Source organism: Streptomyces ardesiacus, from assembly GCF_003112575.1.
GTDB lineage: Bacteria > Actinomycetota > Actinomycetes > Streptomycetales > Streptomycetaceae > Streptomyces > Streptomyces ardesiacus.
This window is the reverse complement of record NZ_BEWC01000002.1, coordinates 330,345-342,040: the sequence shown is the minus strand read 5'-3', so window position 1 is coordinate 342,040 and position 11,696 is coordinate 330,345. Positions and strand designations below refer to the sequence as shown.

The following is an 11,696-nucleotide window of genomic DNA, read 5'->3' as shown; positions in this document are numbered from 1 at the left end:
TTAGCCGGTCTTCTCCTGCCAGCTCTGCAGCACCGCCCTGAACCGCTGCTGGGTGGCCGTCCAGTCGCTCGCCGGCCCGGACATGTTGAGTGCGTACTCGACGCCGTCGCGGGAGAGGTACATCTGCGACACGGCCCGGCGCGGTCCCGGGAACTCGGTGTCCTTGGCCAGCGCGGTCCAGGTGTACTCCCAGCGGGCGCTGTCGAGGTCGCGGTAGCCGACGCGTTCCAGGGCGACGCGCCGGTAGTCGACCAGCCGCCCGCCGAGCTGCGCGTCCAGGTCCTGCTGGTGGACGTACGGGTCGTTGTAGTCGGGGGCGGTGTCGACGGATATGCGCAGGACGTGGTCGCCGCCGTCGGGGGTGTAGTCGATCTGCCGGAGGTCGCCGCTGTCGCCGTCGAAGTCCCTGCGCTGCCAGTTCTCGGGCAGGGAGAGGCTGAAACCCAGCGGGTCGTCACGGCGTGCCCAGCCGGCCGGGACGGCGCCGCCGGGGCCCTGGCCGGTGGTGGCGGAGGCGGAGGGGTCCGGGGAGGCGGAACCGGACGGCCCGGGGGTGGGGTCGGAGCCGGCCGACGTCCCACCCCCGTCGCGCTGTTGCAGCACCACGGCGGTGCCCGCGCCGATGAGCGCGGCGACGGCGACGACCCCGGCGAGCGTGCGCATCCGCGTCCGCCGTGGGCGCCGGGGAGCGGTGGCGGACGCGGCGGCGCCGCCCACGGCGCCGGTCGCTCCGGCGGCCGGGTGACCGGGCGTCGCGGGGGCGACCGCGGTGGGGCCGGTCACCGGCGGGTACGGCGTGGCCGTGGACCCGTTCGCGGGCCCGGGGGCCCCTGGCGCTCCGGACATCTCCTGGTGGACCGTGTCGCCGGAGCGCGACGGCGGTCCCGCGTACCGGGTGGTCGGCACGTAGGCCTGTGCCGCGTCCGGGCGCCGCCCCTCGGCCGCCTGGGCGAGCAGGTGCTCGGTCTCGGTGGCGTCGGGCCGATCGGCCGGATCCTTGCGCAGCAGGGCGCTGATGACGGGCGCGAGCGCTCCGGCGTGCCGTGGCTCGGTGGCCTCCTCCTCGACGACCGCCTGCATGGTGGTGAGCGGGGAGGTGCGGCGGAACGGCGATCTGCCCTCCACCGCCGTGTACAGCGTCGCGCCGAGCGCCCACAGGTCGGAGGACGGGCCGGGGTCGTGGCCGCGGACGCGCTCGGGCGCGAGGTAGTCGACGGAGCCGACGACCTCTCCGGTCCGGGTGATGGTGGAGTCGCCCTCGATCTGCGCGATGCCGAAGTCGGTGAGCAGGACGCGTCCGTCGTCCGCGAGCAGCACGTTGCCCGGTTTGACGTCGCGGTGCAGGACTCCGGCGGTGTGGGCGGCGCGCAGGGCGCGCAGCACCCACAGGCCGATCCGGGCCGCCTCGCGCGGCTCGACCCGCTCCTCCTCCTTGACCGCGTCGGCCAGCGAGCGTCCCTCGACCAGCTCCATCACGATCCACGGCCGGCCGTCGTGTTCGAGTACGTCGTGCACGGTGACGACGGCCGAGTGGTTGATCCGTGCCGCCGCGCGCGCCTCGCCCCGGGTGCGTGCCAGGAGGATGGCCTGGTCGCTCTCCGAGACGTAGAGCGCGGCGGTCAACTCCTTGATGGCGACCGTCCGGTGCAGCACCTCGTCGTGTGCGCGCCACACCCGGCCCATGCCGCCGCTGCCGATGGCTTCCCCGAGCCGGTAGCGTCCCGAAACGAGCAGGCCCTGCATCTGATTCACGTTGCCCCGCAATGGTCTTGTCAGGGCCAGACTAGGGACCGGCCCCTCCTCGGGGAACGGCCGGGGTGGCACGGAAACCGCTCTGTGACGGTTGTCGCTTTCCGTGAAGGGAGGCAACCACCGGGCCGAACTGCCGTCAGCCGGTGGACCGGTAGGTCGCCATGGCCTGCTCGAACAGCCGGGACACCTCGTCCCGCTCCGCCTCCGGGCCGCGGACCTGCACCACGTGGTAGCGCCCGTCGATCAGCATGGCGACGTTGCGCACGTACAGCTCGCCGGCGGCGCCGGTCCAGGTGAACTGCCCCTCGGCCATGGTCCGTCCGCCGACCTCGATGGTCTTCAGGCCGCTGGAGGTGGCCCAGCTGGAGGCGCGGTACGAGGCCAGCTCGGGTTCGCCGTCGCGCTGGTACGTCATCGGGTCGTCGCCGAACTCGGAGGCGCGGTCGCGGCCGGGCACGACGATCAGCTCGAAGTCGCCCTTGCCGTAGACGACCTGGCCGCTGCCGTTGCGGGGCGTGCGGTTCCAGCCCTCGGCGACGGCGACGTGGAAGCCCTCCGGGTCCTTGCGCAGGGTGAACCCGTCGGCGACGTTGGACTGCGTCTCGGGGCCGCCCGCCGTCCGCGAGGCCCCGGGGTCGGGTTTCGGCGACGTACCGTCCGGTCCCGGTTCGCCGTCGGCCTCCGGCGACTTCGCGGGCGGCGCCTGGCTCGCCTCCCCGGCGGCGCCGGTCCGGTCGGCGGCTCCGGCGCCGCTCGTGTCGCTCCTGGGCATGAAGAACATGGCGTACGCGACCGCGCCGGCCAGTGCGAGGAGTATCAGCAGGAGCAGGGTCCGGCCGAGGCTGCGCGGGGAGCGGCCGGTCTCCGGTCTGCCGCGCTTGTGCCGTCCGTGGTGCGCCGGCAGTCCGGCACGCCGCCTGCGCACCAGTTCGCCCCGGCGGCGCACGATGGGCAGCCGGCCGGTCTCTACGGGCGGCGCCGAGACGACGTGCAGCCCGGCCTCCGGCTCGGGCGCGGACCGTACGAGGGAACGCAGCCAGCCGCTCAGCTCCTCGAACTCGATGCGCTCGGTGGGGTCCTGACGCAGCAGCGACTCCACCACCGGCCGCAGCGGCCCGCACTCCTCGGCGAACGCCGGCGGCTCGGCGCACACGATCTGCACCAGCTCGGCGGTCGACTCCTCCGGGTAGGGCGCGTGACCCTGTACGGCGCGGAAGAGCAGCGCGCCCAGCGCCCACAGGTCGGTGGCGGGGCCGATGGGCGCGGCCAACTGCCAGTTCTCGTGCACGGGTCCGGCCTGTTCCGGCGCCCAGCGCTCGGTCACGGGCCCGACCACGGCCATCCGCGTCTGCCGGGCCCGCTCGGCGGCGAGCGCGCTGCCCGGCCCGCGCGGCACGGGAATCCGGGCGGCCCGGTCGTCCCACCCCGCGGCGGACGGGGTTCCGGCGTCCCGCGACGGGGCGTGCCGCTCGGCATCGGTCTCCTGCGGCGAGGCGTACGGCCCGGAACCGGCCTGCCGCTGCGGGGCATCCGGCCGGGCGGCGGCCCCCGGGGCGCCTTCCCGGCGCGCGGCGGGCAGGGCCCGTCCGGCCGTCGGCTCGTCGCCCGGCCTGGGAGCGGGGAACGCCGGGTCGCCCAGTGTGCGGGGCGTGGCGCCGTGCCAGGAGGTGGTGCGTACGCCGTAGGGGTCGGCGATCCGACCGGGCGGGGCAGGCTCACCCGCCGACGCGGGGTCGCCGTCCTCGCCCGGACCGCCGGACACCGCACCGGTCCCCGCGGCGTGCGCTTCCCGGCCGGCGCCGCCGCTGCCCGGCCACCCGCTCACCGCGTCGCTCCCGGCCCCGGGCTCGCCGGGATACGGGGCCCGCCCCGGACCGGCGGCGGCGCCCGGCCACCCGCCTTCCGTGCCGGCCCCGGCCCCCTGTTCCACCCCGTCCGCGTCGGCCCCCTGCGCGGGACCCGCCGCCTCCGGCGCGGCACCGTACGGAGACCAGCCGTCGCCGTACGCGGAACCCGCACCGGCGACGGAACCCTGCCGCCCGCCTCCGCCACCGGCCCCGCCCGCACCGGCGACGTGAGCGGCCCCCTCCTCAAGGGGACGGGGACCGGACTCTTCGGGACGCGGGCCCGCGGCGGGAGCCGAGCGGGCGCCGGGCAGGGCCGCACGGCCGTTCTGGGCCTCCTGGACGCGGGCCGCGGCCCTGGCTCCCGCGCGGTAGGCGGCGATCGCACCGGCGCGAGCGGCTCGCGCGTCCCCGCCGGGAGCGAGCGACGCGGGCGCGAGCCCGGCGGGGGTGCCGCCGGGGCCGGGGGCCTCGGGCACCGGGAGAGCACCGACGCCCCGCGCCTCGATGGCGGCCCGCCGGGCGGCCTCGGGGTCGGCGTCCCCGGGCCCGAAGACGGCGGTCCGGGTGACGCCTCCGCCCGGGCCGAAGGTCCCGTCCGGGGCGACCGGGTCGGCCGAGGGGCCGGGCTCCGCGTCGGGCGGCGGCGGCACCGGGTCGTACCCGCACAGCGCCTCCTCCGCCGCCCCGACCGCCAGGCCGGTCAGCACGACGCGCCCGTCGTCGCAGACGAGCACGGTGCGCGCGGTGATGTTGCGGTGCACCCAGCCGTAGGTGTGCAGCACCCGCAGCGCCAGCAGGACGTCGGAGGCCACCTCGGCCGCCCGGTAGGGCGTCAGGGTCTGTTCGGCGAGCAGCGCGGCCAGCGGCCTCGCGGCCACCAGCTCGCTGACGATCCACAGCGAGCCGCCCTCGGCGAAGACGTCGAAGACCTGGTCCAGGCGCGGGTGGTCGGGCACCGCCGCCGCGGCCTGCGCGGCCTCGACGGCACGCCGGACCACCGGGTCGGCCGGCCGCCTGGGTCCGCCGCCCGCGGCCGGTGTCCGCCGGCCGGGGTGCCGGGCGCCGCCGTCCCGGGCCGTGAAGCCGTCGGGCAGGCCGTCCGCGTCGATCACCTCGGCCTCGACGACCTCCGGCAACGGCACCTGGCGGACCAGGACCTCCTGTCCGCTGTAGGTGTCGAAGGCCCGGCTCTCGGTGAGTTCGTACTCGTCGGACGGCGGCAGCGGCAGGCGGTAGCGGTCGGCGAGCACCCGTCCCGCGTAGTCGTCCACGTCGCCACCCCCGGCAGCCGTCGGTCAATTCCGTTCGTCCGGCGGGCCGTTCCGGCTGCGTACGGTCCGCAAGCACTCACGATACGTGCCGGAGGCAACCCGCAATGAGCTGATGCCAGATATCGGGCGGGTCAAACCCGGGACGCGGCGCCCCGGGTCCCGTTCCCCTCGGCTCAGGACTTGGGTTCGAAGGTCTTCGACAGGGTCCGCCAGGTGTCCCGGCGCACGTCGTCGCCCCAGTCGTCGGCCTTCGCGGTGTACATCAGCGCGTAGCCCTGGTGGTCGTTGACGACGAATCCCCGGTCCACGGTGCGGTACTTGGTGCCGCCGTCGGTGTAGGTGAACTCCCAGTCGGCCGCGTTCCAGCCGCGGTAGCCCACCTTCTCTATGCGGACCTTCTTGTAGTTCGAGCGGACCATGTACCGCTCCTGGTTCTTCCAGTCCGCGACGGGGTCGCCCTTGGGCGTGGAGGTCCAGGCGACCAGCAGCTTCTGTCCCCGGGGCCCGGTGAACCGGTCGCCCGAGGTGCCCGTGGTGGTGAACTTCCAGCCCTCGGGCAGCCCGATGCGGTAGCCCTGGCTGCCCTGATGGGTGGCGGCCACGTCCTCGTCGTCGTCGGACTTCCCGGCGTCGTCCGTCTCGCCGGACGCGCTCGCTCCGGAGTTCGGGGCGCCGCTCGCGTCCCCGGTCACCGCCGGGTCGGAGGCGGAGCCGTCGGTGCCGGTGCCGCTCTCCCGGTCCTGCTCGGTGTCGCCGCTCGCGCCGGCGGAGGCGACCGCCTTGCCGCCGCTGCCGCCTTCGGCGCCCTTGTCGTCGCCCCCGCCGAGCGTGAGGGCCAGCACGGTGCCGAGCACGGCCAGTGCCACGACCACCGCGATGACGATCAGCGTCCGGCGCGGCACCACGTCGGTGAGCGGCGCCCGGGGCACGGACCGGGCGGGCAGGTCCGGCGGCGGCACGACGGGCCAGCCGGAGCTTTTCGTCCCCCCGGCGGCGTGCGGCGCACCGGCCGCCCCGCCGGCCCCGCTGCCGACGGCGCCGGGACGCGCACCGGCGCCCGAGCCCACCCGCGGTGCGGGCGGGGTGGAAGCCGCCCGCGCGGGACCCGTCGGTGCGCCACCGCCCGGCTGGGGCCGCGAGGCGGTCGCGGCACCGGCGCCACCGGCCCCCACGGCGGCCTTGCGTACCGACCGCAACGCTCCGCGAAGCTTCTCCCCGGCCTCCTCGGCCCGCTTGGCCCCCGTGCCCGCGCCGCCGCCGCGACGCCCGCGCCCGTCCGGCTGCGGGGGCAGCGGCACGACCTTGGTGGCGTCGAGCGGTTCGCTCCCCACCCCCTGCTCGGGGGCATGGATGATCTTGTTGAGCATCGCGCGGGCGCCGGCGTCGTCGAGCCGCTGGGCGGGGTCCTTGTTGAGCAGCCCGTAGATGACGTCCCGCAGCGGGCCGGCGTTCTTCGGCTCCTCCAGGTTCTCCGTCATCACCGCGGTGAGCGTCGCGATCGCCGAACCCCGGTCGTAGGGCGGGGTGCCCTCGACGGCGGCGTACAGCAGCCCGCCCAGCGACCACAGGTCGGCGGCCGGGCCGGGCTTGTGGCCGCGGGCCCGCTCGGGCGAGATGTAGGAGGGGGCGCCGACGAGCATGCCCGTGGAGGTGATGGAGGGGTCGCCCTCGACCTGGGCGATGCCGAAGTCGGTGAGCACGACCCGGCCGTCCTCGGCGATCAGTACGTTCGACGGCTTCACGTCGCGGTGCAGGATGCCCTCGCGGTGCGCGGAGCGCAGCACGTCCAGGATGGCCAGGCCGACCTCGGCGGCCCGCTTCGGCTCCAGCAGACCGTCCTCACGGATGGCCTCGGCGAGCGACTTGCCCTCGACGAGTTCCATCACGATCCACGGCCGGTCGTCCTCCTCGACCACGTCGTAGACGGTGACGGCGCCGTTGTTGCGGATCCGCGCGATCGCCTTGGCCTCGCGCAGCGTGCGCGTGATCAGGCGCCGCTTCTCCTCCTCGTCGATGTTCCCCGGGAACCGCAGCTCCTTGACGGCGACCGTGCGTCCGAGGGTCTCGTCCTCCGCGCGCCACACCGTCCCCATGCCGCCGCGGCCGAGCACGTCTCCCAGCCGGTACCGCCCGGCGAGGAGACGTGCGCTCTTGTCCGTACGGGATGTCCCCGCCCGCTCCGCCTCCGACATGCGTCCCCTCATGCAACCCGCCCTGACAGAGCCTTCATTGTCCCTCACCCGACAAGTGCTCTACGCCCAGGGTGCCCGCAGGGTTCCCGCTCCGCCCGTCCTACCGTGCCACGATGTCCGGCGCCCCCAGCCGGGCCGCGTCGGCCGTCAGGTCGTCCGGCTGACGCTGCGACTCCCGCTCGGCCTCGACCCGCTTCTCGTAGTGCTGGACCTCCCGTTCGACCTGGCCCTTGTCCCAGCCGAGCACCGGGGCCATCAACTCGGCGGCCTCCTGGGCGCAGCGCGTCCCCCGGTCGAAGGTCTCGATGGAGATGCGGGTGCGCCGGGTCAGTACGTCGTCGAGGTGCCGCGCGCCCTCGTGCGAGGCGGCGTAGACGACTTCGGCGCGCAGGTAGTCCTCGGCGCCGGTGAGCGGCTCGCCCAGGGAGGGGTCGGCGGCGACGAGTTCGAGCAGTTCCTCCGCCAACGCGCCGTAGCGGTTGAGCAGATGCTCCACGCGTACGACGTGCAGGCCGGTGCGCGCGGCGATCCGCGCCCGCGCGTTCCACAGCGCGTGGTAGCCCTCCGCGCCCAGCAGCGGGGTCTCCTCGGTGACGCAGTCGGCGACCCGCAGGTCGAGCCCGTGCACGGCCTCGTCCACGGCGTCCTTGGCCATCACCCGGTACGTCGTGTACTTGCCGCCCGCCACGACGACCAGGCCGGGCACCGGATGGGCGACGGTGTGCTCGCGCGACAGCTTGCTGGTGGCGTCCGACTCGCCGGCCAGCAGCGGACGCAGCCCGGCGTACACGCCCTCGACGTCGTCGCGCGTGAGCGGCACCGACAGCACCGAGTTGACGTGGTCCAGCAAGTAGTCGATGTCGGCGCTGGACGCGGCCGGGTGGGCCTTGTCCAGGTCCCAGTCGGTGTCCGTGGTGCCGATGATCCAGTGCCGGCCCCAGGGGATGACGAACAGCACGGACTTCTCGGTGCGCAGGATCAGGCCGGTGGTGGAGTGGATGCGGTCCTTGGGCACGACCAGGTGGATGCCCTTGGAGGCCCGCACGTGGAACTGGCCGCGCTCGCCCACCATCGCCTGGGTGTCGTCGGTCCACACCCCCGTCGCGTTCACCACCTGCTTCGCGCGGACCTCGTACTCGCCGCCCGCCTCGACGTCCTGCACCCGGGCACCGACCACCCGTTCGCCCTCGCGGAGGAAGGAGGTGACCCGCGCGCGGTTGGCGACCCTGGCGCCGTACGCCGCCGCGGTGCGCACCAGCGTGGCCACGAAGCGGGCGTCGTCCATCTGGGCGTCGTAGTACTGCAACGCGCCGACCAGCGCGTCCTTCTTCAGCGCGGGCGCTACGCGCAGGGCGTGACGGCGGGTCAGGTGCCGGTGCAGGGGCAGGCCCCGGCCGTGGCCGCGGGCCATGGACATGGCGTCGTAGAGCGCGACGCCGGAGCCCGCGTACAGCCGCTCCCAGCCCTTGTGCTGGAGCGGGTACAGGAACGGCACCGGCTTCACCAGGTGCGGCGCGAGCCGTTCGAGGAGGAGGCCGCGCTCCTTCAGCGCCTCCCGCACGAGCACGAAGTCGAGCATCTCCAGGTAGCGCAGGCCGCCGTGGATCAGCTTGCTGGATCTGCTGGAGGTGCCCGAGGCCCAGTCCCGCGCCTCGACCAGTCCGACGGACAGGCCGCGCGTCACGGCGTCGAGCGCGGTGCCCGCACCGACGACTCCGGCGCCCACCACGAGTACGTTGAGCTCGCGCTCGGCCATGGCGGCGAGCGACTCGGCGCGCTGCGCCGGCCCAAGGGTCGCTGTCCTCACTGCTGCCTCCCGCTGTCGGTCGCGTCGGCCGCACCCGTCGGGCGAGCCCGGTTCCTGGTACCCACCATGCCCAGATTCTGACCCGCCTGCCCGACTTCGGCAGCCGCACGCCTCAACCTGTGGACAACCCCGGGCCGCACCCCGCCCTCGCCTGTGGACAACCCGCGGGCCGTCGAGCGCCGACCCCACCGGCCACTCCTCGACCGGCCTCCGACCTGCGCCGACCCGTCGACACTCGCCGGGACTCGGCGGATCAATCCCGCATATCGGTCATATTTACTCCTAGTCTGACGTTGTGCTCGCCCATCCTGTCCACCGGGCTTGCGCACCTGTCCCGCTTCGGCTACTGGGAAGGACGGCCCACGCCATGCCCGCAGATCTCGCCGTCATCGGACTCGGCCCGTACGGCCTGCCCCTGGCCCAGGCCGCCGTCGCCGCCGGCATCCCCACCCTCGGCTACCGCACCGGCCCCGAGGCCGACCCGCTCACGCCCGCCGAGGTGCGCCGGATGCTCGCCACGGGCTTCCGCACCCCGAGCGGACCGGCCGAGCTGGGCCGCGTACGCACCGCCGTCATCTGCGCGCCGACCCCGCCCTCCCCCGACGGCGGCCTGGACCTCGGCCAGGTGGAGGCCGCGGCACGCACCCTGGCCGCCCACATGCGCCCCCACACCACGGTCATCCTGGAATCGCCGGTGCGGCCCGGGACGACGGAGGAGTTCCTGCGCCCGCTCCTGGAGCGGGGTTCGGGGCTGCGCGCCGGCCGCGACTTCCACCTCGCCTACTCCCCCAGCCGCGTGGACCCCGGCAACCGCGACTTCACCCCGGCCAACACCCCGAAGGTCATCGGCGGCCTCACCCCGGCCTGCACCGAGTCGGCCGCCGCCTTCTACAGCCGCCTCACCGACAAGGTGGTCCGCGCCCGGGGCCCGAGGGAGGCGGAGACGGTCCAGCTCCTGGAGACGAACTTCCGGCACGTGAACATCGCCCTGGTCAACGAGATGGCCGTGCTCTGCGACGACCTCGGCGTCGACCTGTGGGACGTCCTGCGCTGCGCGGAGACCAAGCCGTTCGGCTTCCAGGCCTTCCGTCCCGGTCCCGGCGTCGGCGGCCACTCCGTCCCCCAGGACCTGACCGGACGGGCCCCGCACAGCCTGCGCATGGTGGAACTGGCCCAGCAGGTCAACGCCCAGATGCCCCGCTACGTGGTCCAGCGCGCCGCCGCCCTCCTCAACGAGCACGGCAAGTCCGCGCGCGGTGCCCGCGCCCTCCTCCTCGGCGTCACCTACAAGGCCGACCTCGCCGACCAGCAGGCCACCCCGGCCGAGGAGATCGCGACCCGCCTGATGTCGATGGGGGCCGCCGTCAGCTACCACGACCCGCACATCCCGTCCTGGAACGTCGCCGACCGCCCCGTGCCCCGCGCCGACTCCCTCTACGAGGCCGCCGCCGACGCCGACCTCACGATCCTCCTCCAGCAGCACCGCACGTACGACCTCCAGGGCCTGTCGGTCAAGGCCCAGCTCCTCCTGGACACGCGGGGGGCCACGCCCACGGGGGCGGCGCACCGGCTCTGACCGCGCCGCCCGGACACGCGAGGGGCCCGGAGCGTGCGCTCCGGGCCCCTCGGTACGGCATACGGGTGACTACCGCCGGTGCTGCGAGTCCGCGACCGTCACCTCGACGCGCTGGAACTCCTTCAGCTCGCTGTAGCCGGTGGTGGCCATCGCGCGGCGCAGGGCGCCGAAGAAGTTCATCGAACCGTCGGGGGTGCGGGACGGGCCGGTGAGCACCTCCTCGATGGTGCCGACCGTGCCGAGGTCGACCTTCTGGCCGCGCGGCAGCTCCACGTTGACGGCCTCCATGCCCCAGTGGTGGCCCTTGCCCGGCGCGTCGGTCGCGCGGGCCAGCGGGGAGCCCATCATCACGGAGTCGGCGCCGCAGGCGATCGCCTTGGGCAGGTCGCCGGACCAGCCGACGCCGCCGTCGGCGATGACGTGGACGTACCGGCCGCCGGACTCGTCCATGTAGTCCCGGCGGGCCGCCGCCACGTCCGCGACCGCGGTCGCCATGGGCACCTGGATGCCCAGCACGTTGCGCGTGGTGTGCGCCGCGCCGCCGCCGAAGCCGACGAGGACGCCCGCGGCGCCGGTGCGCATCAGGTGCAGGGCCGCGGTGTAGGTGGCGCAGCCGCCGACGATCACCGGGACGTCCAGCTCGTAGATGAACTGCTTCAGGTTCAGCGGCTCGTGCGAGCCGGAGACGTGCTCCGCGGAGACGGTGGTGCCGCGGATGACGAAGATGTCGACGCCCGCGTCCACGACGGCCTTGGAGAACTGGGCGGTGCGCTGCGGGGAGAGCGCGGCGGCGGTGACCACGCCCGAGTCGCGCACCTCCTTGATGCGCTGCCCGATCAGCTCCTCCTTGATGGGAGCGGCGTAGATCTCCTGGAGCCGGCGGGTCGCGGTGTCCGCGTCGAGGCCGACGATCTCGTCGAGCAGCGGCTGCGGGTCCTCGTGCCGGGTCCACAGCCCTTCCAGGTTGAGGACGCCGAGGCCGCCCAGCTCACCGATGCGGATCGCGGTGGCCGGGGAGACGACCGAGTCCATGGGAGCGGCCAGGAACGGCAGCTCGAAGCGGTAGGCGTCGATCTGCCAGGCGATCGAGACCTCCTTCGGGTCCCGGGTACGGCGGCTGGGGACGACGGCGATGTCGTCGAAGGCGTACGCCCGGCGGCCGCGCTTGCCGCGCCCGATCTCGATCTCAGTCACGTCTGTGGCCTTTCCCTGATGCGTTGCAGCGCCTTCCAGTATCCCCGACGGTCCCGC

6 protein-coding genes are annotated in these 11,696 nt (G+C 74.7%); 1 reads left to right on the top strand and 5 read right to left on the bottom strand.

Annotated elements, in window-relative coordinates:
- The 4 genes from Sdi02f_RS08600 to Sdi02f_RS08585 form a co-directional block, all read right to left on the bottom strand.
- Entirely contained in the window at nt 1–1,743 is a 1,743-nt protein-coding gene (locus Sdi02f_RS08600) for a serine/threonine-protein kinase (RefSeq protein WP_167458161.1), read from the bottom strand.
- A gap of 145 nt (nt 1,744–1,888) precedes the next feature.
- Nucleotides 1,889–4,870 carry a serine/threonine kinase C-terminal domain-containing protein gene (locus Sdi02f_RS08595; protein WP_108933034.1) on the bottom strand — a complete coding sequence of 994 codons (2,982 nt, stop codon included), beginning with the start codon at nt 4,868–4,870 and terminating at the stop codon, nt 1,889–1,891.
- Between the two features lie 173 nt (nt 4,871–5,043).
- Entirely contained in the window at nt 5,044–7,062 is a 2,019-nt protein-coding gene (locus Sdi02f_RS08590) for a serine/threonine-protein kinase (RefSeq protein ID WP_108933033.1), read from the bottom strand.
- Nucleotides 7,063–7,162: 100 nt separating this feature from the next.
- Nucleotides 7,163–8,869, bottom strand: coding sequence for a glycerol-3-phosphate dehydrogenase/oxidase (locus Sdi02f_RS08585; RefSeq protein WP_108933032.1), 1,707 nt, complete (start codon nt 8,867–8,869; stop codon nt 7,163–7,165).
- A gap of 367 nt (nt 8,870–9,236) precedes the next feature.
- Here Sdi02f_RS08585 and Sdi02f_RS08580 point away from each other — a divergent pair, with 367 nt between their 5' ends.
- Nucleotides 9,237–10,445 carry a nucleotide sugar dehydrogenase gene (locus Sdi02f_RS08580; protein ID WP_108933031.1) on the top strand — a complete coding sequence of 403 codons (1,209 nt, stop codon included), beginning with the start codon at nt 9,237–9,239 and terminating at the stop codon, nt 10,443–10,445.
- A gap of 69 nt (nt 10,446–10,514) precedes the next feature.
- Here the strand turns inward: Sdi02f_RS08580 and Sdi02f_RS08575 are convergent, their stop codons facing one another.
- Nucleotides 10,515–11,639: a GuaB3 family IMP dehydrogenase-related protein gene (locus Sdi02f_RS08575; RefSeq protein WP_030400273.1), complete on the bottom strand. Its 1,125-nt coding sequence runs from the start codon at nt 11,637–11,639 to the stop codon at nt 10,515–10,517.
- Nucleotides 11,640–11,696 lie beyond the last annotated feature (57 nt).

Coding starts and splice junctions, on each gene's coding strand:
- Sdi02f_RS08580 (WP_108933031.1), top strand. CDS start 9,237: ATGCCCGCAGATCTCGCCGTCATCGGACTCGGCCCGTACGGCCTGCCC.
- Sdi02f_RS08600 (WP_167458161.1), bottom strand. CDS start 1,743: ATGCAGGGCCTGCTCGTTTCGGGACGCTACCGGCTCGGGGAAGCCATC.
- Sdi02f_RS08590 (WP_108933033.1), bottom strand. CDS start 7,062: ATGTCGGAGGCGGAGCGGGCGGGGACATCCCGTACGGACAAGAGCGCA.